24 protein-coding genes are annotated in these 24,893 nt (G+C 69.7%); 13 read left to right on the top strand and 11 right to left on the bottom strand.

All coding sequences use genetic code 11. The annotated features are described in order from the left end of the window. The first annotated feature begins 61 nt into the window (after positions 1–61). The 4 genes from ahcY (at position 62) to MKL20_RS26475 (ending at position 6,928) form a co-directional block, all read left to right on the top strand. The gene (ahcY, locus tag MKL20_RS26490) at positions 62–1,462 is read left to right on the top strand and encodes an adenosylhomocysteinase (RefSeq protein ID WP_243971292.1); all 1,401 of its coding nucleotides are present in this window, start codon (positions 62–64) and stop codon (positions 1,460–1,462) included. A gap of 383 nt (positions 1,463–1,845) precedes the next feature. Beyond that, positions 1,846–4,398 carry a sensor histidine kinase gene (locus tag MKL20_RS26485; protein ID WP_244039152.1) on the top strand — a complete coding sequence of 851 codons (2,553 nt, stop codon included), beginning with the start codon at positions 1,846–1,848 and terminating at the stop codon, positions 4,396–4,398. A 51-nt stretch (positions 4,399–4,449) separates the two neighbouring features. Continuing rightward, positions 4,450–5,682, top strand: a complete 1,233-nt coding sequence (locus MKL20_RS26480; RefSeq protein WP_244039151.1) for an MFS transporter — start codon at positions 4,450–4,452, stop codon at positions 5,680–5,682. Between the two features lie 190 nt (positions 5,683–5,872). Then, entirely contained in the window at positions 5,873–6,928 is a 1,056-nt protein-coding gene (locus MKL20_RS26475) for a nucleotidyltransferase domain-containing protein (RefSeq protein WP_244039150.1), read from the top strand. Positions 6,929–6,952: 24 nt separating this feature from the next. Here the strand turns inward: MKL20_RS26475 and tolB are convergent, their stop codons facing one another. The 4 genes from tolB to tolQ all read right to left on the bottom strand — a co-directional run bounded on the left by tolB (position 6,953) and on the right by tolQ (position 10,876). Continuing rightward, positions 6,953–8,311 carry a Tol-Pal system beta propeller repeat protein TolB gene (gene tolB / locus MKL20_RS26470; protein WP_244039149.1) on the bottom strand — a complete coding sequence of 453 codons (1,359 nt, stop codon included), beginning with the start codon at positions 8,309–8,311 and terminating at the stop codon, positions 6,953–6,955. A 65-nt stretch (positions 8,312–8,376) separates the two neighbouring features. Next, a complete protein-coding gene (gene tolA / locus MKL20_RS26465) occupies positions 8,377–9,678 on the bottom strand; it encodes a cell envelope integrity protein TolA (protein ID WP_244039148.1) in 1,302 nt (433 codons plus the stop codon). A 10-nt stretch (positions 9,679–9,688) separates the two neighbouring features. Then, positions 9,689–10,135, bottom strand: a complete 447-nt coding sequence (locus MKL20_RS26460; protein WP_058192919.1) for an ExbD/TolR family protein — start codon at positions 10,133–10,135, stop codon at positions 9,689–9,691. A gap of 24 nt (positions 10,136–10,159) precedes the next feature. After that, the gene (tolQ, locus tag MKL20_RS26455; protein WP_092043862.1) at positions 10,160–10,876 is read right to left on the bottom strand and encodes a protein TolQ; all 717 of its coding nucleotides are present in this window, start codon (positions 10,874–10,876) and stop codon (positions 10,160–10,162) included. Positions 10,877–11,193: 317 nt separating this feature from the next. Here tolQ and MKL20_RS26450 point away from each other — a divergent pair, with 317 nt between their 5' ends. Then, positions 11,194–11,982 (top strand): HpcH/HpaI aldolase family protein, encoded by a 789-nt coding sequence (locus MKL20_RS26450; protein ID WP_244039147.1) that lies wholly within the window; start codon positions 11,194–11,196, stop codon positions 11,980–11,982. Here the strand turns inward: MKL20_RS26450 and ybgC are convergent. The 3 genes from ybgC to ruvB form a co-directional block, all read right to left on the bottom strand. Then, on the bottom strand, positions 11,979–12,428 hold the full coding sequence (ybgC, locus tag MKL20_RS26445; RefSeq protein ID WP_244039146.1) for a tol-pal system-associated acyl-CoA thioesterase: 450 nt from the start codon (positions 12,426–12,428) through the stop codon (positions 11,979–11,981). The two genes, MKL20_RS26450 and ybgC, sit on opposite strands and share 4 nt — an antisense overlap. Positions 12,429–12,568: 140 nt before the next feature. Further along, positions 12,569–13,297 carry a DUF4142 domain-containing protein gene (locus tag MKL20_RS26440; RefSeq protein WP_244039145.1) on the bottom strand — a complete coding sequence of 243 codons (729 nt, stop codon included), beginning with the start codon at positions 13,295–13,297 and terminating at the stop codon, positions 12,569–12,571. Positions 13,298–13,664: 367 nt separating this feature from the next. Continuing rightward, positions 13,665–14,714, bottom strand: a complete 1,050-nt coding sequence (ruvB, locus tag MKL20_RS26435) for a Holliday junction branch migration DNA helicase RuvB (protein ID WP_243971274.1) — start codon at positions 14,712–14,714, stop codon at positions 13,665–13,667. 252 nt (positions 14,715–14,966) lie between these two features. Here ruvB and MKL20_RS26430 point away from each other — a divergent pair, with 252 nt between their 5' ends. After that, positions 14,967–15,206, top strand: coding sequence for a hypothetical protein (locus tag MKL20_RS26430; RefSeq protein ID WP_243971272.1), 240 nt, complete (start codon positions 14,967–14,969; stop codon positions 15,204–15,206). 125 nt (positions 15,207–15,331) lie between these two features. Then, the gene (locus MKL20_RS26425; RefSeq protein WP_244039144.1) at positions 15,332–15,712 is read left to right on the top strand and encodes a hypothetical protein; all 381 of its coding nucleotides are present in this window, start codon (positions 15,332–15,334) and stop codon (positions 15,710–15,712) included. Here MKL20_RS26425 and MKL20_RS26420 read toward each other — a convergent pair. Then, on the bottom strand, positions 15,687–16,040 hold the full coding sequence (locus MKL20_RS26420; protein ID WP_244039143.1) for a hypothetical protein: 354 nt from the start codon (positions 16,038–16,040) through the stop codon (positions 15,687–15,689). The two genes, MKL20_RS26425 and MKL20_RS26420, sit on opposite strands and share 26 nt — an antisense overlap. Positions 16,041–16,117: 77 nt before the next feature. On the opposite strand from MKL20_RS26420, the gene MKL20_RS26415 reads away from it, so the two are divergent. Both MKL20_RS26415 and MKL20_RS26410 read left to right on the top strand, forming a co-directional pair. Continuing rightward, positions 16,118–17,014 (top strand): GGDEF domain-containing protein, encoded by an 897-nt coding sequence (locus MKL20_RS26415; RefSeq protein ID WP_243971266.1) that lies wholly within the window; start codon positions 16,118–16,120, stop codon positions 17,012–17,014. A gap of 214 nt (positions 17,015–17,228) precedes the next feature. Further along, positions 17,229–17,897, top strand: coding sequence for a LuxR C-terminal-related transcriptional regulator (locus MKL20_RS26410; RefSeq protein ID WP_244039142.1), 669 nt, complete (start codon positions 17,229–17,231; stop codon positions 17,895–17,897). Positions 17,898–18,253: 356 nt separating this feature from the next. Here MKL20_RS26410 and MKL20_RS26405 read toward each other — a convergent pair whose 3' ends face one another. Beyond that, entirely contained in the window at positions 18,254–19,507 is a 1,254-nt protein-coding gene (locus MKL20_RS26405; protein WP_244039141.1) for a DNA topoisomerase IB, read from the bottom strand. Positions 19,508–19,638: 131 nt separating this feature from the next. On the opposite strand from MKL20_RS26405, the gene MKL20_RS26400 reads away from it, so the two are divergent. The 4 genes from MKL20_RS26400 (at position 19,639) to MKL20_RS26385 (ending at position 23,005) form a co-directional block, all read left to right on the top strand. Next, complete coding sequence (locus tag MKL20_RS26400; protein WP_244039140.1) at positions 19,639–20,802, top strand: glycosyltransferase family 4 protein; 1,164 nt, start codon at positions 19,639–19,641, stop codon at positions 20,800–20,802. Between the two features lie 2 nt (positions 20,803–20,804). After that, positions 20,805–21,464 (top strand): class I SAM-dependent methyltransferase, encoded by a 660-nt coding sequence (locus MKL20_RS26395; protein ID WP_244039139.1) that lies wholly within the window; start codon positions 20,805–20,807, stop codon positions 21,462–21,464. A 206-nt stretch (positions 21,465–21,670) separates the two neighbouring features. Next, positions 21,671–22,243 (top strand): NAD(P)H-dependent oxidoreductase, encoded by a 573-nt coding sequence (locus MKL20_RS26390; protein ID WP_409568202.1) that lies wholly within the window; start codon positions 21,671–21,673, stop codon positions 22,241–22,243. 147 nt (positions 22,244–22,390) lie between these two features. Next, the gene (locus MKL20_RS26385; RefSeq protein WP_244039138.1) at positions 22,391–23,005 is read left to right on the top strand and encodes a cytochrome b; all 615 of its coding nucleotides are present in this window, start codon (positions 22,391–22,393) and stop codon (positions 23,003–23,005) included. Between the two features lies 1 nt (position 23,006). Here MKL20_RS26385 and MKL20_RS26380 read toward each other — a convergent pair whose 3' ends face one another. Both MKL20_RS26380 and MKL20_RS26375 read right to left on the bottom strand, forming a co-directional pair. Further along, the gene (locus tag MKL20_RS26380; protein WP_244039137.1) at positions 23,007–23,906 is read right to left on the bottom strand and encodes an AprI/Inh family metalloprotease inhibitor; all 900 of its coding nucleotides are present in this window, start codon (positions 23,904–23,906) and stop codon (positions 23,007–23,009) included. Further along, entirely contained in the window at positions 23,903–24,868 is a 966-nt protein-coding gene (locus tag MKL20_RS26375; protein WP_244039136.1) for a 2-hydroxyacid dehydrogenase, read from the bottom strand. The genes MKL20_RS26380 and MKL20_RS26375 overlap by 4 nt, the downstream gene beginning before the upstream one ends. Positions 24,869–24,893 lie beyond the last annotated feature (25 nt).

Genomic DNA, 24,893 nt, shown 5'->3' with positions numbered 1-24,893 from the left:
TGCCGCGAAGTGGTACGGGCTGGCCCCGAACCGCAACGCGAACACACGGAGCCGCCGACTCATGGCCAAGGATTATATCGTCAAGGACATCGGGCTGGCCGATTACGGCCGCAAGGAGATCTCGATCGCCGAGACGGAGATGCCGGGCCTGATGGCGGTCCGCGAGGAGTACGGCGCCGCGCAGCCCCTGAAGGGCGCCAAGATCGCCGGCTCGCTCCACATGACGATCCAGACCGCCGTGCTGATCGAGACCCTGAAGGCGCTCGGCGCCGATATCCGCTGGGTCTCCTGCAACATCTACTCGACCCAGGATCACGCCGCCGCCGCCATCGCGGCCGCCGGCGTCCCGGTCTTCGCCGTCAAGGGCGAGACCCTGGAGGAGTACTGGGACTACACCTCGCGCCTGTTCGACTGGCATGACGGCGGCGTGCCGAACATGATCCTCGACGACGGCGGCGACGCCACCATGTTCGTTCATCTCGGCCTGCGCGCCGAGAACGGCGACACCGCCTTCCTCGACAAGCCCGAGAGCGAGGAGGAGGAGGTCTTCTTCGCGCTGCTCAAGAAGAAGCTCAGCCAGAAGCCGAAGGGCTGGTTCGCCGGCCTCGCCGACAGCATCAAGGGCGTCTCCGAGGAGACCACCACGGGCGTCCACCGCCTGTACGTGCTCGCCAAGGAGGGCAAGCTGCTCTTCCCGGCGATCAACGTGAACGACTCGGTCACCAAGTCGAAGTTCGACAACCTTTACGGCTGCAAGGAGTCGCTGGTCGACGGCATCCGCCGCGGCACCGACGTGATGATGGCCGGCAAGGTCGCCATGGTCGCCGGCTTCGGCGATGTCGGCAAGGGCTCGGCCGCGTCGCTCCGCAACGCCGGTTGCCGCGTGCTCGTGTCGGAGATCGACCCGATCTGCGCGCTCCAGGCCGCCATGGAGGGCTACGAGGTCGTGACCATGGAGGATGCCGCCCCGCGCGCCGACATCTTCGTCACCGCCACGGGCAACAAGGACATCATCACCCTCGACCACATGCGGTCGATGAAGGACCGGGCGATCGTCTGCAACATCGGCCACTTCGACAATGAGATTCAGGTCGCCGGCCTGAAGAACCTCAAGTGGTCGAACATCAAGCCGCAGGTGGACGAGATCACCTTCGCGGACGGCCACCGCATCATCCTCCTGTCGGAGGGCCGCCTGGTGAACCTCGGCAACGCCACCGGCCACCCGTCCTTCGTGATGTCGGCCTCGTTCACCAACCAGACGCTGGCCCAGATCGAGCTCTGGACCAACCCGGGCAAGTACCAGAAGCAGGTCTACACCCTGCCCAAGACCCTCGACGAGAAGGTCGCGGCCCTGCACCTGGAGAAGATCGGCGTGAAGCTCTCGAAGCTGCGCCCCGACCAGGCCGCCTATATCGGCGTCTCCGAGTCCGGACCGTTCAAGTCCGAGCATTACCGCTACTGAGCCGGGAACCGCTCCGGTTCGGCGCCCACGCCGAACCGGGGGTTGAAGTCCCGACCGGCGCGATTGCGACCGGTACGGTCCTGGCTTAGCCAACGACCTAGACAAGAGGGCCCGGCGCACTGCGTCGGGCCCTTTCGTTTGTCAAGCCGGTTTGGCGCAACCGCACTGTGTCTTCTAAGTGTCGTTAACGGATGATTGTGAGCGGCAAGCGTATAGCCACGCTTCGTTCCCCTTCCGGGTCGATTCCGCCGCACGGTAAGGTGCGGGCGAATCTTAGATCGGTGGGTCCGCGACGGTTCGAGAGAATCAGCTGCGGGAACGGTGCGTTCTGCGCCGCGCGGTTGCACGCGCGTTCGGATCGTCAGGGTGGGGGCAGGGCTATCATGGGTGTCGGTCGTGCCGCGCACGTTCGAATTTGCGTGGGTACGCTCACATTGACCGCGGCGAGCGCCGCGCTCGCCGAACTGCCCGAGACTGCCGCCGCGCATGCGCCGCGCGAGATGCACAGCGTCGCCGCCCTGGCGATCTTCGGCGGCCTGGTCGCCTTCGCGGTGATCCTGTCGCTGCTCCACCTCTACGAGCGCGGGCGCTGGACCCGCCGGGAGCGCGAACTCGCCGGTGCCCTCGACGTGCTGCGCGGCGCCCATGACCGCGCCGAGATGCTGCTCAACGCCGAGCGCCAGATCATCGTCACCTGGGACCGGCGCAGCGAGCCGGTGGTCGAGGGCGATATCAGCCTGGCGATCTACGGCGAGCGGCCGACCTCGGGCTATGCCCGGCGGGTGCTGGCCTTCGGCACCTGGCTGGTCGCCTCGGATGCCGCCGCGGTCGAGGCCGCGGTCGAGACCCTGCGGGCACGCGGCACGAGCTTCACCCTCAGCCTGCGCACCCAGACCGGGCGCAGCATCGACGCCCACGGGCAAGCGGTGGCCGGCCGCGCACTCCTGCGCCTGCGCGAGACCAGCCAGGAACGCTGCGAGATCGCCGACCTGCGCGCGACCCTGGACGAGACCCGCCGCGGCCTGTCGGCCCTGGCCGGCCTGCTCGACGCGATCCCGCAACCGGTCTGGCGGCGCAACCGCGAGGGCGGCCTGAGCTGGGTCAATGCCGCCTACGTGGCGGCCGTCGAGGCCGAGACCCGCGAGGCGGCGCTGGATGGCGGCATCGAGCTGTTCGACCGTCCGGCCCGCGAGGCGATCATCCGCGACGAGGCGGCACGCTCCGCCGGCCTGACCCGGAGCGTGCCGCGTCTCTCGGCCGTCGTCGCCGGAAGCCGGCGCATGCTCGACGTGTTCGAGACCACCCTGGATAGCGGCCGCGTCGGGATCGCCATCGACGTGTCCGAGCTGGAGAGCGTCCGCGCCGACCTTCAGCGCCAGATGAACGCCAACGTCCGCACCCTCGACCAATTGCCGACCGCCGTGGCGATGTTCGACGTGTCGCAGCGGCTGATCTTCCACAACGCCGCCTACCGCCAGCTCTGGGACCTCGATCAGGCTTTCCTCGACAGCCGTCCCGCCGACGGCGAGATCCTCGATCACCTCCGGGCCGAGCGGAAGCTCGAGGAGCACGCGGATTTCCGCGGCTGGAAGCAGGGGGTTCTGGCCGCCTACCGGGCCGCCGAGGCCAACCAGAGCTGGTGGTATCTGCCGGACGGACGGACGCTCCGGGTGGTCGCCGACCCGAACCCGCAGGGCGGCCTGACCTACCTGTTCGACGACGTCTCCGACAGCCTGAACGCAGAGACCCGCTACATCGCCCTGCGGCGCCTCCAGGCCGAGACCCTCGACACCCTGGCCGAGCCGGTGGCGGTGTTCGGCGCCGACGGGCGCATGACCCTCGCCAATCGGGCCTTCTGCACCGTCTGGCAACTCGATCCGGCAACCGTGGAGGAGCGGCCCCACGTCGATGCCGTCATCGAGGCCTGCCGACACCTGGCGCCGGCCGAGGAGCCGTGGCTCGACATTCGCGACGCGGTGGTCGGCCTCGAATCCCGGACCGCCCGGTCCTGCCGCCTGGCGGTGGTGGACGGCACCGTCCTCGATTGCGCCGCGCAGCCGCTGCCCGAGGGCGCGACCCTGCTGACCCTGATCGACGTCACCGCCAGCGTGAACGTCGAGCGCGCGCTCACCGAGAAGAACGACGCGCTGGAGAAAGCCGCGCAGCTGCGCGACACCTTCGTGCACCACGTCTCCTACGAGCTGCGCTCGCCGCTCACCAACATCATCGGCTTCACCCAACTGCTGGGCGACGAGACGGTGGGGGCGCTCAACGACCGGCAGCGCGAGTATTCCGACCACATCATGCGCTCCTCGGCGGCGCTGCTCGTGATCATCAACGACATCCTCGACCTCGCCTCGATCGATGCCGGCTCCCTGGAGCTTCAGCGGGAGGAGGTCGACGTCCAGTCCACCATCGAGGCCGCCGTGCGCGGCATCGAGGACCGGCTGGCCGAATCCCACATCACCCTCGCCCTGGACGTGCCGGAGGATATCGGCAGCGTCCATGCGGACGGGAAGCGGGTCCGCCAGATCCTGTTCAACCTGCTCTCCAACGCGGTCGGCTTCTCGGATGCCGGGCAGCGCGTCGAGGTCCGCGCCCGCCGGGAAGCGCACGACCTGATCCTGAGCGTGCGCGACCATGGCCGCGGCATGCCGCCGGAGATCGCTGATTCGGTCTTCAACCGCTTCGAGAGCCACACCCTGGGCACCCGCCATCGCGGGGTCGGGCTGGGCCTGTCGATCGTGCGGTCCTTCGTCGAGCTCCATGGCGGGCGGGTCCTTCTGGAGACCGCGCCCGGGGCCGGGACCCAGGTGACCTGCATCTTCCCGCTTTTCCCTACTGAGGGGCCGCGCCTCGATCAGCACGAGGTGAGCCGGCCCTTCACCGCCCCGCCCGCGGCCGCGATGCGCAAGCCGGGCTTCGCGCTTCACTGACGGCAACATCGCCGGGCTTGATTAATCCCCCGGCCGGGCTCAGCAGGGCGCATGTCCCAAAAAGATCGTTCCGGCTGGGCCGTCTTCGGCATCGGCGATTTCCGCCTGTTCGGCTCGGCCCGCTTTCTGACGGGCCTCGCCTATCAGATGCAGGCGGTGGCGATCGGCTGGTTCGTCTACGACCTGACCCATTCCGCCCTGGCGCTGGGCCTCGTCGGGCTGGCGGGTTTTCTGCCCGCGGTGATCTGCGCGCTGATCACCGGCCATGTGGCGGATGCCTATGACCGCCGCCTCGTCGGCGCAGCAGCTTTCGGACTCCAGAGCCTCGCGAGCTTCGGCCTCCTCGCCTACGCGCTCGCCGGCTTCCAGGCGGTCTGGCCGATCTACGCCCTCGTGATCGTCGTCGGCACGGCCCGGGCCTTCGCCAACCCCGCCCTGCAGGCGCTGCTGCCGACCCTGGTGCCGGGGCCGCAATTCGGCTCGGCCATCGCCTGGAACGCCTCGCTCTGGCAGAGCGCCTCGGTGATGGGTCCGGCGCTGGGCGGCCTGCTCTACGCCCTCGGGCCCGCGGTGGTGTTCGGCGGCGCGGCGGCGAGCTTCGCCCTGGCGAGCCTCCTGACCGGGCTGATCCGCTTCCGGCCCGCGGCGGTGACCGAGCGGCCCCCGATCACCTGGGCGGCGCTGTCGGCGGGCATCGGCTACATCCGCTCGCAGCCGGTTGTGCTGGGCGCCATCAGCCTCGACCTGTTCACTGTCCTGCTCGGCGGCGCCACGGCGCTCCTGCCGATCTATGCCGGCGAGGTGCTGCATGTCGGCCCGCTCGGCCTCGGTGCGCTCCGCAGCATGCCGGCCTTTGGGGCGGTCACCATGGCGGTGCTGCTGGCCTATCGCCCGCTCCGGCGTCATGCCGGTGTGCGGATGCTCCGGGCGTGCGCCGTGTTCGGCGCGGCCACGGTGGCGTTCGGCCTCTCGACCTCGCTGCCGCTGTCGATGGCCTGCCTGTTCGTCACGGGCGCGGCCGACATGATCTCGGTCTATGTCCGACAGACTTTCGTGCAGGGCGAGACCCCGGATGCCATGCGCGGCCGGGTCTCGGCGGTGAACACGGTGTTCATCGGCGCCTCGAACGAGCTCGGCGAATTCGAGTCCGGCGTGCTCGCCGCCGCGATCGGGGCGGTCCCGGCGGTGGTGGCCGGCGGCGCCGCGACCATCGCGGTCGCGCTGCTCTGGGGCCGGTTCTTTCCGGCCCTGCGGGCGCGGGACCGGTTGCTGGTGCAGGGATAGCGGCAGCCAATCACGTCTCAAGCCCGGCTCGGCATCCAGCAGGATTTTCCAGGCCCGTGGGCGGGTCCGGCGAAGGCGCGTTCAATTATCCATTTTGCGCCTCAGGCCGATCGGAAAATGGATAACTTATTTCCAATCATAGACTTAGATGATATGTATCGCGCCCTGAACGTCTGCGGGGACGGGCACCATGCCTTACAGGGAACTCGACGACGAACAAGCCCGGCAACTCATCAACGCCGAGCAGGTCTTCGATGCCTATCGCGCGGCGCGATCGACCTTGCAGAGCCGGTTTGCCGGTTCGATGGCTTGGAAATCCGTCGAGGGGCGCAGTTACCTCTATCGTTTCAAGGATGGCGTCTGGAAATCCCTCGGTCCTCGCTCGGAGGAAACGGAGGCCATTCACCAACGCTTCGTCGATGGCCGGTCGCACGCGAAAATGCGCAGCACTTCGCTCGCAGAACGGCTGAACAGGATCGCGGCCGTTAACCGAGCACAGCGGCTTGGCCGGATGCCGGTGATCGCCGCCCGGATCCTGCGGGCTTTGTCCGACGCCCGTCTGACGGAACCGGTGGTCGCCACGGTCGGCACCAATGCGCTGTTCGCCTATGAGCGGATGGCCGGCGTGCAGATCGACCAAGCGGTCCTCGAAACAGCCGATTTCGACCTGCTGTACGACGCGCGGGCCAGCCTGAAACTCATCGTGCCTGAAGTCGCAGCCTCCGGAATCGTCGGCCTTCTCAGGAAGGTCGATCATTCCTTCGAGGTCATGGGCAAGCGTGGGTTTCGTGCGGCGAACCGCGACGGCTACATCGTCGATCTGATCACGCCCGCTGCGAAGGACCCCATTCGGCCAAGCGACGTAAAGCCGATCGGGCGCGATCCCGACGATCTCATCCCCGTCGAGATCGTCGGCCTGGCTTGGCTCGTGAACAGCCCGAAGGTCCGGGTCACGGTGCTCGATCTGCGCGGCTACCCGGCCGAGATGACTGTGCCCGATCCGCGCGCCTTCGCGCTCCACAAAGCCTGGCTGTCGGAGAGACCGGATCGGAATCCCGAGAAGCGCCGCCGCGACGCAGCACAGGCCAAGCTCATTGCCGGACTCATCGCCCGCTACCTACCGCATCTCGGTTTCGACGATCCCGTCCTCGGGGCTCTGCCGAAAGCACTGCGGGATCAGGCCGCGACGCTCACCCCTGCCGTCACGGGCCACGAAACGAACGACGCCCTGGAGCCCGACTGGTAGCCGGGCTCCAAAATCCCAAAAAAATCAGCGTCCCGCCAGCAGCGGCGACCAGGTCGGGTCGGAGGCGTAGGACGGCGTCGGGATCGGCTGCTCCACCTTGCCGGTGATGTCGACCATGAACAGCTTGCCGCCGCCCTGGCCGCCCGGGTCGCGGAAGAACAGCACGTACTGGCCGTTCGGCGCGAAGGTCGGCCCCTCGTTGTGGTAGCCCTCGGTCAGGACGCGCTCGCCGGTGCCGTCGGGCTTCGACACGCAGATGGCGAAGCCGCCGTTGCGCTGGCGGGTATAGGCGATCAGGTCACCGCGCGGCGACCAGGCCGGCTGCGAGGCCGAGCCGGTGCCGAAGGTGATGCGGTGCGGGTTCGAGCCGTCCGCGCCCATCACGTAGACCTGCTGCGAACCGCCGCGATCCGATTCGAACGCGATCTGCGAACCATCCGGGGCGTAGGTCGGCGAGGTGTCGATCGCCATGCCGTTGGTGACCGAGTGCTGGGCTTTTGAGGCGATGTCCATCGTCACGATATCGGCGTTGCCGCCCTGCTGCACGCTCATCACCAGGCGGCGGCCGTCCGGCGAGAAGCGCGGGCTGGCGCTCATCGAATCGACGTTTCCGAGCGCCTGGCGGGCGCCGGTCTCGAGGTTGATCACCTGGACCCGCGGCTGGTGCCCGGTGGCCTGGGACATGAACGCAATGTCCTGCGTGGCCGGCGAGTAGCGCGGCGCGACGATCGAGGTCTCGCCGCTGGTGATCGCCCGGACGTTGGCGCCGTCCTGGTCCATCACCATCAGGCGCTTGCGCCGGTTCTCCTTGGGGCCGCTCTCGTCCACGAAGGCGATGCGGCTGTCGAACCAGGGGCCGAGGCCGGTGATCTTGGTGTAGACCGCGTCCGAGATCAGGTGGCCGGTGCGCCGGGCGTTGGCGGTGTCGGTGCCGTATTGCTGGCCGGTCATCTGCTGGCCGGAGGTCACGTCCCAGAGCCGGAACTCGACCTTCAGCTTGCCCGAGGCGTCGCGCGAGACGCGGCCCGTGACCAGACCCTGGACACCGGTGGCGCGCCATTTCTCGAAGTTCGGCGCAGCGTCGAAATTCGGCTGCTCGGGGAAGCGGGCGTGGTCGAGGGGCGTGAAATAGCCGGAGCGGCGCAGGTTGTTGGTCACCACGCCGGAGACGAGCCCGCCGAGGCTCGGATCGCCGCCGAAATCCGCGATCGCGATCGGCAAGGGCTGGAAGTTGCCACCGCCGATGCGCAGCTGCAGCTGCGCCTGGGCCGGCGCCGCGAAGCCGAGGGCGACCGTCAGCAGCGCAAGAAACGCGACGAGGGGCGCGATCAGGCGCGCGGCTGAGGGCGCCGGAAGGCGCCCGGCGGAGGGAAGGTTATGCATGGGTCGGATCCGAAGTGGCGATCAGACGGGGAGGCTGTTGATGGCAGGCTGCGCGGAAAGCGACCTCAGGTCGCCGTGAATTCGAACTCCGCGTTGATGGCCTTCCAGTCATTGTAATACGGCGCGTAGGTGGCCGGTATGTTGTACGGCGCGCAGCGGCGCACCGCCCGGAGCGCAGCTTGCGCGATCGACTGGTCGACGCCGCTGGTGCCGCCGCGCATGATCCGCGGCTCGGTGCTGAGCGAGCCGTTCGGGTTCAGGCGGATGTCGAGCACCGGCAGCACCACCCCCTGGGCGGCGCCGGGCGGGGCCGAGTAGCAGCGCTCGATCTGCTGCTGCAGCAGCCCGACCAGCGCGTCGCGCAGGGACGGCGACAGGCGCTGGGCGGTGCCGGTCGCGGCGCCCAGGGCCGCGACCTTCTGCACCGTATGGCCGGTGGCGCCGGTGGATTGCGACGGCGCCTTCGAGGCCAGCACCGAGCGGATGTCGCCGGCATTGAACTTGTCGGCGAGCTCGGCCTGCTTGCGCGCCTTGGCCTCGCCGTCGGCCTTGGCCTTGGCGTCCGCCATCGCCTTGGCCTTCGCCTTGGCGGCGGCCTCGGCCTTGGCAGCGGCCTCCGCCTTCTCGTGCGCGGCCTTGGCCTCGGCCATCTCCTTCTGACGCTCGGCTTCCGCCTCGGCCTTGGCTTCGGCGGCCTTCCGGGCGGCTTCGCGGGCAGCCTCGGCTTTGGCGGCATCCGCCTTGGCCTTGGCTTCGGCCTTCGCGGCGGCGGCTTTCGCGGCCGCAGCCGCGGCTTCGGCCTCCTGCCGCTCGATCAGCTTGTCGAGCTGCTCGCGCTTCTCGGCTTCGGCCTTGGCGGCCGCCTTCGCCTCGGCCTTGGCCGCCGCAGCCTTCTCGGCGGCGGCCGCCTTGTCGGCCGCGGCTTTCTCGGCGGCCTTCTCAGCGGCCTTGGCGGCAGCCTTCTCGGCCTCGCGCTTTTCCTCGGCGGCCTTGGCGGCTTTCGCCACCTCCTGCGGATCCGGCTCGGCGCGCAGGGGCATCTCCTCCGCGTTGGCGAGCTTCATCTCGGCCGTGCGCTTGGGTGCGGTCGGCGCGTCGGTCTTGGCGTTCTCGGGCTCGCGGTCCTCGACCTTCTCGGCCTGGCGGTCGGCGCGCGGCTGGGCGTTCGGCATCGGCTTGTCGGCCTGGCGCTCGCCCTTGGTGATCTCGGAGAACTGGTTCTCGGTGATCACCTCGACGGGCACGCCCTCCTGCGCCTCGGGCAGGGCCGGGGCCGCCACGCTGAACAGCGCGAAGGCCAGCAGCGCCACGTGGGTGCCGGCGGAGATCCAGACACCCGGTTCCTTGCGGTCGAAGTGGAACTCCACGGTCCAGGCCCTACTGATGCTCAGGCTCGGTCACGAGGGCGACCTTCTTGAAGCCGCCGCCGGTCACGATCGCCATCACCTGCGCGACGCGGCCGTAATCGACCCGCTTGTCGCCGCGCACGAACACGCGCTCCTCGGTCCCGGTCTTGGCGGTCTCGAGCAGCTTCGGGATGATCGTCTCGTCGGTCAGCTCATCCTCGCCGAGGAAGACCTGGCCGGTCTGCCGGATCGAGATCGTCACCGGCTTCACGTCGGAATTGAGCGGCGACGCCTTGGATTGCGGCAGGTCGAGGGGCACGCCCACCGTCATCATCGGCGCCGCGACCATGAAGATGATCAGCAGCACCAGCACGACGTCGATGAACGGCGTCATGTTGATCTCGTTGATCGGACCGCCGCGCCGGCCCCTGCGCCGCCGCCGCTTGCCGCCGTGGGATGCCCCCGCCGCCATGCTCATGGATGATCTCCTGGATCGGCGCGGTCAGGCGGCGAGTGAGAGGCGCTCGTCGATCTGGCGGGAGAGGATCGCGGAGAACTCGTCGGCGAAACCCTCCAGCCGCGATTGCGACTTCGAGACCTCGGCCTGGAGCTTGTTGTAGGCGAGCACCGCCGGGATCGCGGCGAACAGGCCGATCGCGGTGGCGAACAGGGCCTCGGCGATGCCGGGGGCGACGACGGCGAGCGAGGTGTTCTTGGAGGCCGCGATCGAGGTGAAGGCGGTCATGATGCCCCAGACCGTGCCGAACAGGCCGATATACGGGCCGGCCGAGCCGATCGAGGCGAGGAACAGCAGGCGCGATTCGAGCCGCTCGACCTCGCGCTGGATGGTGACGTCGAGCTGCTTCTCGATGCGCTGCGACAGGGACTGGACCTGGCGGCCCGAGCCCTCGAACGAGCGCTTCCACTCGCGCATGGCGGCGACGAACACCGCCGCGAGCCCGGTGGCCGGGCGGTCGTTGAACGAGCGGAACAGCTCCTCCAGGGAGCGGCCGGACCAGAACGCGTCCTCGAACGCATCCATCTCGGCCTTGGTGCGGCGGAACAGCAGCGTCTTGTCGACGATGATCGACCAGCACCAGATCGACGCGCTGAGCAGCCCGACCATCACGATCTTCACGACGAAGTGGGCTTGCAGGAACAGCCCGAGCAGCGTCATGTCGGCAACAGGCGCGGCCTGCATCGCGTCGGCTGGGTTCATCCGTCGAGGTCTCCTGCTCCGGATCGCGATGCGCCGGGCGAGGCCCGCGTCCGCCGGATCCGTGAGCGATATCAATGCTATCGTCCGCGAATCTGTCGAAAGTAAGGGCCGTCTTCGCGCCGAAACACGCCGGCTTGCACCGACTCCGTTAAGGGCGCGGCAGGGTTAAGGATCGGTTTCGATCCGGGCGATCCCAAGGCATTCCAAAGTATCGGCCGCGCGAGTCGCTTGGGAGGCTGGACCTCGCGAAACCGACGCCCTTATTCTCGTGGCGTCAGAGTGCCGCGCGCACCGCCAGTCTCAGTACAGGAAGCGCCATGACCCTGCCCGTCCCGAGCCTCCAGGGCCTGCTGCCCGCCGAGCCGGCCCGTTTCCTCGGCTGGTCCTGTATCGCCGACCCAGCCATTGCCGGCGCCCTCGCGCGCTCGGGCTTCGACGCCGTGCTGCTCGACCAGCAGCATGGCGCGCACGATTACCATTCATGCTGCGCGGCGATCACCGAGGTGGCGCTTGCCGGCAAGCCGAGCCTGGTCCGGATCCCGGTCGGCGACTTCGCCATGGCGTCGCGGATGCTGGATGCCGGCGCCTCGGGTATCGTCGCGCCGATGATCAACAGCGTGGCGGATGCGCGGGCGCTGGCCGCCGCCACCAAGTACCCGCCGGTCGGCCAGCGGAGCTGGGGGCCGGACCGCGCCATGTGGATGTCGGGCCAGAGCGACGCGTCCGAGTATCTTGCGGGCGCCAACGCCCGGGCCTTGACCATCGCGATGTGCGAAACATCGGAGGCGATCGACGCGCTGGAGGCGATCCTGGCCCTGCCGGGCATCGACGGCATTCTGGTCGGGCCCGCCGACCTGTCGATCGCCCTGTCCAAGGGGACGGCCATCGACCCGGCCGGCGCGGCGGTCACGGCCGCACTCGGCGAGATCGTGCGCAAGACCCGGGCGGCCGGCAAGCTGCCCTGCGCCTTCTCACCGTCGCCGCTGCGGGCCCGGGAGATGGTCGCGATGGGCTTCCAGCTGGTCTCGGTGGAGTACGACGCGATGACCATCGTCAACGCCTTCGCCAAGCTCCTGCGCGACGCCGACCCGACGCGGGTCGCCTAAGTTTCACCAGGCGCCAGCAGGCGCCGCAGGGCCTCCGGCAGGCGGATCGCGCGGCCGTCGCGCACGCAGGCGACCGTGACCTCGGCGGCGACGAGCAGTTCGTCGCCCCGGCGGACCTCCTGGGCGAGCTGCATCGAGGCGCCGCGCAGCTGCTGCGTGCGGGTCACGATGGTGAGCTGGTCGTCCATGCGGGCGGGGCGGATGAAGTCGAGCATCATGCGCCGGACCACGAAGACCAGGCCGCGCGCCTCCCGGTGCAGATCGGATTGGTCGCCTGCCAAGCCGCGCAGCAGCTCGGTCCGGCCGCGCTCCAGGAATCGCAGGTAGCTCGCGTGGTAGACGAAGCCCGAGAAGTCGGTGTCCTCGTAATAGACCCGCACGCCCAAGCGGTGGGGCGCGATGCCATCGGCGTTCGGCGCGTTGTCGGCAGGGTTCGGTCCGCTCATCGGCGTCGTCTACGGCATCGTGCGGAAGCCGGGAAATCTAACCGCTGAAACAGTCGCGCCGGCTTGCCGCTCGGCCTGTGACCGACACGACGAGGGCCGCCCTGGGGCGGCCCTCGCGTGGTCAGGTCTGGGCTGACGGATCAGCCGCCGATGCGGGCGGCCAGGCTCGCCGAGTGGGCATGCTCATCGGCGATGTAGGGCAGCGCCTCGCTGGCGAAGCGACGGCCCTGGGCGCTGTCGCCCTGCTTGGCGTAGGCATCGTACAGCGACAGGGTCTGGGCGTCGGACCGGGCCTGCTGGTCGATATAGGCGCGGTCGAAGGACCGGCCGTTCGGGGCCGACTGGAGCTGCGCCAGACGGGCCTGGCCGCGCTCGCCGAGGGCCACGCGACGACCCGGCTCGGTCGGGCTGTTGTCGACGATGCCGACCGCGCCCAGCGCGCCGCCGACGATGCTGGTGCCGAGGTTGGCCGCGATGGTCACCGGGGCCAGCACGAAGCCGACGGGGTTGCTCAGGTCCGTCTTGATGCCCTGGTTGTCCGAGACCACCGTGCCATTGCGCGACAGGGAGGTGTTCGGCGGCAGGAGGGCCTCGGTGGTGGCCTTGCGCTCGACCAGGACGCGGTTGGCGTAGTTCCGGACCCGCGGGTTGCGCGAACGCTCGAGGGCGATGCGGCTCGCCTCGATGCTGGTGGCATCAGAACGCAGCGCCTCGGCGCGGAATGCGGGGGTCTCGGTCGCCGCGGCACCGACGCCCTGCTGCTGGTTGGCGAAGGGCAGGATCCGGATCGGCAGCGCGTCCTGGGCGAAAGCCGGCGCCGAGAGCGCAGCGGCGGAAAGGCCGAGGACGGCGAGTGTGATGTTCTTCATGTTGGAAGATAGTCCCTGGTGTTCTTATTGATGGCTCAAAGATGTGTCGGGATTTCGTGGCCTGAACCACAGTCCCGCAATCCTGCCAGCGCCACGTAATCTGGCGCGGTCGTCATCACAACTGCCGCGTTTTGAGGCTGTTCCGCCGCTATGATCGCGTTTGCGTGAGCGGTTGCGGCACGCGACTACGCAAAAGCTCGGCGTTCGTGCCGGGGGCGGCTGGTCCGAAACCCGAATGTGCTGAGGTGCTTGGCTCTTGTGCAGCGCACATGTCGAGCGAGTTCGGCTACGGAGGTGGGCGCAGTCGTCCATGAACCAGGCGTGAACCAGCCCCGTCTCGACCGCATGGAGGTTAGCCGGAGATCGTTCAGGAGGCGTCGCCGTCGTCGAACAGGCCGTCCCGTTCGCGCCGCGGCTCCGCGAAGCCCATATGCCGGAACGCGTGCTTGGTCAGCACCCGGCCCCGGGGCGTGCGCTGCACGAAGCCGCGCTGGATCAGATACGGCTCGATGATGTCCTCGATGGCGTCGCGCGGCTCGGACAGCGCCGCCCCGATCGTCTCGATCCCCACCGGTCCGCCGCCGAACGAGGTTGCGATCAGGGTCAGGTACTTGCGGTCCATCACGTCGAGGCCGACCGAATCCACGTCGAGCAGCTTCAGCGCCCGGTCGGCGATGGCGCGCGTCACCGTCTCGGCCTCGGCCACGATGGCGAAGTCCCGCACCCGTCGCAGCAGCCGGCCGGCGATGCGCGGCGTGCCGCGCGCCCGCCGGGCGATCTCGTTGGCGCCCTCGTCGGACATGCCGATCCCAAGCACCCGGGCGCCGCGGGCCACGATCTTCTCAAGCTCGTCGATCTCGTAGAATTCGAGCCGGATCGGGATGCCGAACCGGTCGCGCAGCGGCGTCGTCAGCAGGCCCGCCCGGGTGGTCGCCCCCACCAGGGTGAATTTCGGCAGCTCGATCTTCACCGAGCGCGCCGCCGGCCCCTCACCGATGATCAGGTCGAGCTGGTAATCCTCCATGGCCGGGTAGAGGATTTCCTCGACCGCCGGATTGAGGCGGTGGATCTCGTCGATGAAGAGCACGTCGCGCTCTTCGAGGTTGGTCAGCTGCGCGGCGAGATCGCCGGCCTTGGCGATGACCGGGCCGGAGGTCGAACGAAAGTTCACACCGAGCTCACGCGCCACGATCTGGGCCAGCGTGGTCTTGCCCAGGCCCGGCGGCCCCACGAACAGCACGTGGTCGAGGGCCTGGCCGGTCATCTTGGCCGCCTCGATGAAGATCTGCATGTTGGCGCGCGCCGCCTTCTGGCCGACGAACTCGGCCAGGCTCAGCGGCCGGATCGTCTGGTCCACGTCCTCGGCGCGCTTCTCCGGCGTCAGGAGCACATTGGTCGGGGGCTTCGGCTTGCTCATGAACCTTCGCTCGTGGACCGGCTCGCCCGCTGGTTTTATGGGTCCACGGGAGCCGTCGCGTCCGGGCCGCTTCTCCTAATACGCGGCGGCTGCGAAGTCTAAGCGGGTCGCGCGGCCTGTGCCGCAGCACACCGTCACGCCCGCCGGCCGCCGGTCCCGTGGTGAGAACCGCCACATTCGATGAAACCGAATTGCTGCACCGCGCATTCCACTGGCAACTCCGCAAACCCGGCCGCAGGGCACGCTTCCACCATGACCATCCGATCGACTGCAGCCGGCGCGGCCAGCGCCCTCTTGCTCCTCGCCAGCCTCGCAAATGCCCAGGCCGCGCCGGGCGCAACCGAGACCAAGGTGGCCGAGGCCGCTCCGCCGCAGGTCCACCCGGTCGCCGCGGTCGAGCGCGACGACGAGGCCAGCTGCAGCCGCGCGCGGCGGCGGCTGTGGATCGAGGGCGAGGGCTGGGTGGTGCGCCGGATCACGACCTGCCGCTGAAAGTGTAGGGGAGGGCGCCCATACGCAGTCCGCGCGGCTGGCGATCCGGAACGGCCGGTAATCGTGTCGGTTGCCCAGGATCGTTCCTGACGCGTTCCTCCCGTCGAGTCTCGGAGCCCGGCCGCATGATCTCCCGGACATTGCTCACGATCTCCGCCATCCTCCTGGCGGCACCGGCCTCTGCGCAGGGCATCTATCCCTATGGGCCGGTGACGACGAGCGAGGCCGACTTCGCCAGCCCGTTCGTGCGCGGCACCTATATCGGCGCGCCCCTGACCCGCGTGCCGCGGCCGACGGAGATCGTGCCCTCGGCCTGGAGCTACGGGACCTACGGGATCCCGACCGTCACGGGCATCGCCGCGCCGCCGGCCCAGCTGCCGAGCATCACGGTCATCAACGCCACCGGTCCGGAGCCCCGGCCCAAGCGCGAGCGGCGGACCGAGCGGGCCTCGGACAGCCGCGTCGCCGGCGCGCAGGTCATCACGGTCCAGGTTCCCCGCCGCTGAGCGCGGCGAACCAGTCGGCGTAGGGCGTATTCCGGACGAGGCGGCGGTTCAGGTCCGGCGCGCCGTCATCCCACCAGACCGGGCCGCGCTCGCCGAGCGCCGTCTTGGCCGCATCGACCTCGCCCCGGGCGGCCTTCATCGCGACGGCGGCCTCCGGCTCGCCCGCCCGCTCGGCGGCCTTGGCCGCCTTCACGGCCCGGCGCCCATCCATCAGCCGGGCCACCAGCGTCGCGCGATGCTTCGGCGACAGGTGAGGATTGGCGCGCCGCCACAAGCGCTTACGGACCACGATATAGCGCAAGTCGGGCGTGGTGATGACCTCGCTCATGCTGGAATTCGGCTCCGCTGTTGGGTCGAAGTTAAGTCTTGTCCCTTAGACCCCAGATATCGGGTCCGGGTCATGCCATGCAGATCGTCGTCGTCGATTCGAGCCGCGTCGTCCTCCAGATCATCGCCTCCCTGATCGAGCCGCGCGGTCACACGGTGCACGCGTTCACGGATTCCGCCCAGGCGCTGCAATACCTCGCCGCCACCCCGTCGGTCCGCGTCCTGATCACCAGCGTCGAGGTCCGGCCGCTCTGCGGGCTCGAGCTCTGCTGGTCCGCCCGCCTCCTCGCGGAAGAACGCCGGCCGCTGCACGTCATCACCATGTCGTCCGCCCGCAATGTCCGCAGCCTCGCCGAGGCCCTCGACAGCGGCGCCGACGACTTCATCGAGAAGCCGCCGAGCGCCGAGGAGCTGAACGCCCGGCTGCGCGCGGCCGAACGCCTGATCACCATGCAGGAGGCATTGATCCGGCTGGCCGAGACCGATCCTCTCACCGGGGTCTACAACCGGCGCGCCTTCTTCGACCGGGCGCGTCTCGCCGCGGAGCAGGGCGGCCGCCCGGGCCGGATCTCGGCGATCCTGGCCGACATCGACCACTTCAAGCGGATCAACGACGAGCACGGTCACGATATCGGCGATGTCGCCATCAAGGCCGTGGCCGAGCTGATCGCCAGCGACGGCATCGGCGGCCGCCTGGGCGGCGAGGAGTTCGGCATCGTGCTGCCGGGCTGCAGCCTCGATGAGGCGACCGCCCAAGCCGAGCGTCTGCGGGCGCGTGTCCAGGCTCTGCGGATCCGCGGCAGCAAACATGCGATCGGCCTGACCTGCAGCTTCGGCGTCAGCACTTGGATCGAGGCCGACGACGTCAACGCCCTGATCAAGCGGGCCGACCTCGCGCTCTATGCCGCCAAGGATGGCGGGCGTAACCGTGTCGTGCCGTACCGGGGCGGCGCCGCTTTGGCCGTCGCAAGCTGAGACGGCCAAGCCGCCCCAGCGTGGGACGCGCGAGCGCAGCATGGTTAAAGACCGCGCTCCATATTGGCACATCAATCCGTGCGATGAAGACAGAAATCGACCGAATCCGCGAATATAAAGCTTAATATTCGCCCAAAACTCGTGGAATGGATCTTGGAACTACGCATCCGATCCCGGCCCCTTTGTATCGCCGGGAGACGAAAGGTGCGAGGTCATGAGTACGGCCGTTGGCGTCCTGATCCTGGATGAACCGCAGGACCTGAGCGCGACTGTTCGCGCCACTCTGGAGCATATGCCGGAGTTTCACACGATCGGCGTCGAAGACTTGGACCGGGCCGATGCCGGATCCGCGGTCGCGTTGATCTTCCTCGACGAGATCCGGCTGGCGGATGGGATCGCACGTCTCGTCGGCCTGAAGGAGCGGCAGCCAAACCTGCGCACGCTCGTGGCCTTCGGGGCGCTCACCGCCGACGACCTCCGGGCGCTGCTGGCGGCGGGCGCCGATGCCTTCGTGGCACGCTCGAAGTCGCCGCGGGAATTGGGCGCGGCGCTGCTGGCGCTCGCCGAGGGATCGGATTGCCTCGTCCCCCCGGAGCAGCAGGCCGTGGTGCCGGCGGAACAGGGCGACGCGCTCGGACTCACGCCGCGCGAAGCGGAGGTGCTGCGCTTCCTCAGCTCCGGTTTCAGCAACAAGGAAGTTGCCCGCCGCCTGGCGCTCAGCGTCCGGACGGTGGAGACCCACCGGCTCAACCTGCGCCGCAAGACCCAGACCGGGCGGCTGAAGGACCTGGTCTCGCTGGCGCGCCAGCTCGGCCTGGCCCCGGTGGTCGACAGCGACCAGAACCGGCGTGGCGGCGGCTCCGGCAATCAGTCCCGGCACTGACCGGGATACCGGGCAGCCCCGGCGGGGCTGCCCCCCTAAGATAGAAACCGACGGAGCCGAGCGTTGCCGTTTTCCGCCCCGCCCTTTCCCAGGCGCATGCAGCGTCAGCGGAATGCGACCCGGGACCCAGCACGAGACGACGCGTAGCGTCCGTGCGGTTTCGAAAGGTGCCACTGCGCGGCGCTTTCTCTGCTGGGTCCCGGATCACCTTCCACTGACGTTCCAGGTGTCCGGGAAAGGGGCGTGCTTCATACGTTGAGGAAGCGAAGCCGATCGCAACGCATGCGACTTCCGATTGGATCGGTCTGACTTTCGCTCAGCGGGGTCATCGCGAGCCGTTCAACCCAAAAACCGTATCACGCGACGCCGACCTGCGCCCCGGTGCGGGACCGCGAACGCCCGGACGGTTTTTTCCCGCTCGCCAACGACTTGGCCACCGCCTTGGCCCGGGACGCTACCCCTTTCTTCGCCGTACTCCGTTTGCGGGCCTGAGACGCAGCGGGCTTGACCTTTTTGCCGGCGAGGGCGTCGCCCTCCGACGCGGCCAGCCGCGCCTGGAGCAGCCCGAGCACCGCGGCTTCCTCGGAGCGAAGCTTTCCGAGATCCTGGCTCAGCTCGGTCTCCACCGCGTCCTTCACCTGCAGCAGGAGATCGCCCTCCAGGTAGCAGTCGAGGATTTGGGGGTGGATGTAGCACTTGCGGCAGATCGTCGGCGTGTTGCCGAGCCGGCCAGCGACGCTCTCGATCGCCGTCCGGACGTTGCGCTTGGCACCGGCCTCGCTGTCGAAGCTCTCGAACTCCCGCAGGGCCAGGGCCGCCAGGACCGTGCCGGCCCAGGTCCGAAAATCCTTGGCGGTGAAATCCTCGCCGGTGATCTCGCGCAGATACGCGTTCACGTCGGACGAGGTCACGTCGCGCTGGACGCCATCGGCGTCGATATACTGGAACAGCTCCTGGCCGGGCAGGTCCTGGCAGGCCTTCACGATCCGGGCGACGCGCCGGTCCTTGAGCGACACGTCCCAGGTCTTGCCGCTCTTGCCCTTGAACCGGAACGACAGTTCCGCGCCCGCGATCCGGACATGGGGATCGCGCAGGGTGGTCAGGCCGTAGCTCTTGTTGGTGCGGGCGTAATCGTCGTTGCCGACGCGGATCAGCGTGGTCTCGAGCAGGTGGACCACGGTGGCCAGCACCTTCTCCCGGCACAGGCCCGGCCGCTTCATGTCGGCATCGACACGCTGGCGGATGCCCGGCAGGGCGTCCGCGAAGGCCATGATCCGCGAGAACTTGTTGGCCTCGCGCGCCTGCCGGAAATCGGGATGGTAACGGTACTGCTTGCGGCCCTTGGCGTCTCGGCCGGTGGCCTGGATATGGCCGCTGCTGCGGGCGCAGATCCAGACATCGGTGTAGGCCGGCGGGATCGCCAGGGCGCGGATGCGGGCGAGGATCCGCTTGTCGCGCACCGGCGCCCCCTTCGCGTCGAGGTAGCGAAAACCCGTGCCGCTGCGCTTGCGGGTCAGGCCCGGCCGGCTGTCGTCGACATAGACGAGCCCCGCCTCCTCGGCCGCCGCACGCAGGCTTCCGCCGTTCTGATCCGTCTCGACTTCCGCCATCGCCGCCCCTCCCGGATACGCCGCCGGGGTACCGCCCGGCGAGAAGGCGCTGATCAACCGGCGGCGGCCGACCGCCGTTCCGGATCTGCGCATCCGCCGCAGGCGAACGCGGAGCGTGCTAGAGGGACGGCATGGATTCCGAACCCGCCCGCGAAACCCGTCCGACGCCCATGCGAAGCCTCGTCTTCGTCGTCACCGAGGATTGGTTCTTCGCCTCGCATTTCCTGCCGATGGCCCGGGCCGCGATCGGCATGGGGCTCGCGGTCACTGTCGTCACCCGGGTCCGGGCGCACCGCGCCATCATCGAGGCGACGGGCGCGCGCGTCGTGCCGCTGGAGGCGGAGCGGGCGAGCCTCAACCCGATGGCAGCGGGCTACGCCGCCGGGCAGCTCGCCGGGATCCTGAAGGCGCTGAACGCAGACATCGTCCACTGCATCGCCTTGCGCAGCATCCTGGTCGGCGGGACCGCCGCCGCCATGGCCGGGATCCCGGCGCGGGTCTACGCGCTGACTGGGCTGGGCCTCGTCGGCGCCCGCAGCGACCGGATCGGGCGCGCGGCCCGGCTCGGGCTGAAAGCGCTGATCCGCGGGCCGCTGGCCTCGGGGCGCACCCGCTTCCTGTTCGAGAACCCGGACGACGCCCTGGCGCTCGGCCTCGACCCGTCCGAGCAATCCGTCACGGTGATCGGCGGGGCGGGGGTCGATTGCGCTGCGTTCCAGCCGCAGCCGCTGCCAGAGATGCCGCCGCTCAAGGTCGCCGTGGTGGCGCGCATGCTCTGGTCGAAAGGCATCGACGTGGCCGTCGAGGCGACCCGCCTGGCCAGGGCCCGGGGTGCGGCCGTGGAGCTCGCCCTGTTCGGCGCACCGGACCCATCGAACCGCCGCTCCATCGACGCCGCGACCCTGCGCGACTGGAGCCGGGACGGCGTCGCCTGGCACGGCCCGACCGAGGACGTGGCCGCCGTCTGGGCGGGCCAGCACGTCGCCTGCCTGCCGTCCCGGGGCGGGGAGGGGCTTCCGCGCAGCTTGCTCGAAGCCGGCGCCTGCGGCCGGGCGCTGGTCACCACCGACGTCCCGGGCTGCCGCAGCCTCGTGCGCGACAGGATCGAGGGCCTGCTCGTGCCCCCCGGCGAAGCCCCGGCCCTGGCCGACGCGCTGGTCCGCCTGAGCGGCGATCCCGCCCTGGTGGCGAGCCTCGGCGCCGCCGCCCGGACGCGGATCGAGGCGGGCGGCTTCACAGAAGCGGCGGTGACTGATCAGGTCTGCGCCGTCTGGCGCGACCTGCTGGACGCCTGACCATGCGCGCCCCGGACGATCCGCGCGGCTTCATCGCGGCCCATACCCGGCTGCTGCCGGTTCCCTACGCGCCGGAGATCCAGCTCCATGTCGCCGACGAAGCGACCGCGCTCTGGCAGAAGACCGAGGATGAATTGCAGGAAATCGGGCTGCCGCCGCCGTTCTGGGCCTTCGCCTGGGCCGGCGGGCAGGCGCTGGCCCGCTACATCCTTGATCATCCCGAGATCGCGCGCGGGCACCGGGCGGTGGATTTCGCCTCGGGCTCGGGCCTCGTGGCGATCGCCGCAGCCCGGGCGGGCGCGCAACACGTCGTCGCCAGCGATCTCGACGCGTTCGCGGTGGCGGCGATCGGCCTCAACGCCGCCGCCAACGGCGTCGGCGGCCTGATCCAACCGGTCTCCACCGACCTCCTCGGCAGCGTCCCGGAGGCCGATCTCGTCTTCGCCGCCGACGTGTTCTACGAGCGCGACCTCGCCGAGGCGGTCACCGCCTGGCTCACCGACCTGCAGGCAAGCGGGCGCACGGTGCTGATCGGCGATCCCGGGCGCACCTACCTGCCGCGGACTCGTCTCGAATGCCTGGCGAGCTACGCGGTGCCGGTCTCCCGCGCGCTGGAGGATGCCGAGATCAAGCAGAGCCACGTCTGGCGGTTGCACGGCTGAGAGAATGGCCCGGCCGTGACGCGTCCAATCGCTCCGGGCGGTGCTGCGAGGCTTCATCCGCGGCCGGAATGCGTTACGTTGCAGCCGGACCGTGATGTACGGGGGCACATCGTTGCGAGTCGCCCTCCGGCGCTCGGCAGGCTCGAATTTTTGCGCGTCCCGCCGGGCGCAGGCAGCGGCGGAGTCATTCCAGTGAGCGTCAAGTCGTGAGCGTCAACCCGAGCCTGCCCCGTGTCGTCGCCTTCTCCGGGAGCGCCAAGCGCCCCTCGCGGACCCGCGATCTCGTGGAGGCGGTCGGCGCCGAGCTGGGGCGCCTGCGCCGGATCGACCTCACGGTCTACGACCTGATCGATGCCGGGCCGGGCATCGGCGTGGCGCTGCGCGAGGATCTGCCCCTGCCGGCCGCGCACTTGATCGAGGCGATCGAGGGGGCGGACGCCCTGATCGTCGGGACGCCGGTCTACCAGGGCGGTTATGCCGGGCTGTTCAAGCACGTGTTCGACTTCGTCGATCCGGCGCGGATGGCGGGCATGCCGGTGGCGCTCACCGCCACGGGCGGCGGCCTGCGCCACGCTCTGGTGGTCGAGCACGGGTTGCGGCCCCTGTTCGGCTTCTTCGCGGCCCATGTGGCGCCGACCTCGGTCTATGCCGGCCCCGAGGACATGGCCGATGGCCGCATCACCGACGCCACCGTGGCCGCCCGGCTCGCCACCGTGGCGGTGGAGCTGGCCGCCTTGCTCGACGTGGCCCGGGCGATCGACGCCGGCGCTGCCGCGTGAGGGGGGTGCAATCGGCGCTTGCAGTAAGTTTGATGTGTCCGACGACGATAAAATGGGATTGTTCTAAAACTTGATCTAACGTGGGATTGGTCCGGCACCCGCGGTCTGCTTAGATCCACGGTGAACGACGCCCATCCGCGAGGGATCATGGCAGGCTCAACCGTCACGGCCGGCAAGCAGGCGGGAACGCCGCTGCCCGCCACCTACGTCACGGCCTCGGGCCTGCCGCGTTACCATCCGGTCTCGCAGGCGCTGCATTGGGTGACGGCCGCCCTGGCGCTGGCGGTGCTGCCGCTGGCCTGGGTGGCAGTGAGCCTGCCGCCGGCGCCCCTCAAGGGCAACATCTTCGTGCTGCACAAGTCGGTCGGGCTGACGATCCTGGCGATCGTGGTCCTGCGGATCGTCTGGCGGATGATCCGGCCGGCGCCGCCCGATCCCCAGGCGCCGCGGCTGCTGACCCTGATCGGCCGGGTCAACCACTGGCTGCTCTACGCGGTCTTCCTGATCATGCCGATCAGCGGCTACCTGCTCAGCGCGCTGTCGGGACGGGACACCCCGTATTTTTGGCTGTTCACCGTCCCGGGCCTGACCAAGGACGAGGGCGCGCAGAAGATCGCTGAGTCGATCCACCTCGTCGGGCAATGGTTCGTCTACGCCCTGGTGCTGCTGCACATCGCCGGGACGGTCTGGCACCTCGTGATCCGCCGGGACGGCCTGCTGGAGCGGATGCTCCCGGTCCAGGACGGCCGCGGCTCCCGGTAGCTCAGTCGACCCGGCGCAGCACGAAGGTGGTGCCGACCTCCGGCTCGCGCCGCCAGCGCCCGTCATCGGTGGGCACGAGGTCGATGGTGTGGCCGCGCTTGGCGGTGAGCGTCATGCGGCCGTTGGCGTAGCGCCAGCGGACCGGATCGAACACCTCCAGGCCGCCATCGTGGCAGCCCGGGACAACGTGGACGCCGCCGCCGGCCCCGTCGAGGGTGATCCGGCAGGTGTCGCGCTCCTGGAACCGGTCGAGGGCGTAGACCCCCGGGGCGGGACCGGGCGCTACCGTGGCGGTCGCGGTCGGGCTGCGCTGCAACTCGGCCGGCACCGCCGGCGCCGTCTGGAACGCGGACGGCGCGGGTGCGGTCTCGATCCCGGCGATGTCGGGCGCGGCGGACGCGGCCGGACGCATCGCCGCGATGTCGAGGGGCACCAGGCTGTAGGTCTCGCCGCCCTCGGTCTTGGCGACGAGGCTGCGCTGGTCCGGCCGCCGGACGAATTCGAGGATCGGGCGAACGTTCCGGTCGACCAGGCGCACGCCCCGGTCGCTGAACAGCCAGCCGGCGACCCCGCCGACGATCGGCAGGGCGCGCCGGCAGCCGGCCGGGAAGCTGATCCGCTGCCCGGCCTCACCGACCTCGCTCCGCAGGGTCATCACGCAGCGCCGGTTGGTGCCGTCGCGCGACAGGTCCCAGGTCCCGGGCACCTCGGTGAGCCGTTCGGGCAGGCTCGGCGGGGCAGGGGGCGCCGCCGGAGTCAGCGTCGGAGGCGCGGCCAGCGTCCCCGGGTCCAGGAGGCTCGGCTCGGGCGTCGTCACGGGGGCGGCGAAGTCCTGCTGCGCCGCCACCGGCCGCGGGATCAGGGCCAGGGCGACGAGCAGCGCGGCCAGTGCGGGTTTCACGCGGGCGGGCTCCAGGGTGTCTCGGAAACGGGGGTCAGCGGGCCGCGCCCCTCGAACCACGACAGGACGTTGTCGACGACGAGCTGCGCCATCGCCGTGCGGGTATGCTCGGAGGCGGAGCCGACATGCGGCAGCAGCACGGTGTTGTCGAGGGCGGCGAGCTCCGCCGGCACGTGCGGCTCGTTCTCGAACACGTCGAGGCCGGCCCCCAGGATCGTGCCCGCCCGAAGCGCCGCGATCAAAGCGGCCTCGTCGACGAGGCTGCCGCGGGCGACGTTGATCAGGATGCCCTCGGGCCCCAGTGCCTCTAGGATTCCGGCATCCACCAGGCCGCGGGTGTCGTCGCCCCCGGGCGCGACCACGATCAGGATATGGACCGCCCGCGCCATACCGAGCAGGCTGTCGTGGAAGGTGTAGGTCACGTCGGCCTTCCGGCTGCGGCCGTGATAGTCGATCGCGACACCGAAGCTCTCCAGGCGATGGGCGATCGCCTTCCCGATCCGGCCGAGGCCCAGGATGCCGACCCGCCGCCCGCGCAGGGAGGCGGTCAACGGGAACGGCGCCTTCGGCCAATGGCCTTCGCGCAGGTAGCGGTCGGCCTGCGGCAGCCGCCGGACGGTCGCCAGAACCAGGCCGACGGCGAGGTCGGCGACCTCGTCGGTGAGCACGTCCGGGGTGTTGGTGACGACGATCCCGCGCCGATGCGCCTCGACGGCGTCGACGGCGTCGTAGCCCACGCCGAAATTCGCGATCAGTTCGAGCTTCGGCAGCTTGTCCATCAGGGCGGCGTCGACCTGGCCGCCGACGCAGAGGCCGCGGATCCGCGGGCCGACCTCGGCGAGCAGCGCCTCCGGGTCCGCGGCGCCCGCGAGCCGGTGCACGGTGAAGCGCCCCTCGAAGGCGGCCTCGACCAGCGGGTGCATCTTCTTGAGGAACAGGATCTCGGGCGGCGCTTCGGACATCCCACACTCCCTTATTTTTGAACGA

Origin of the sequence: Methylobacterium sp. E-066 (assembly GCF_022829635.1) — a bacterium.
Classification (GTDB): domain Bacteria; phylum Pseudomonadota; class Alphaproteobacteria; order Rhizobiales; family Beijerinckiaceae; genus Methylobacterium.
Note: the sequence above shows the minus strand (reverse complement) of the source record. Positions and strands in the feature narration are given on the sequence as shown.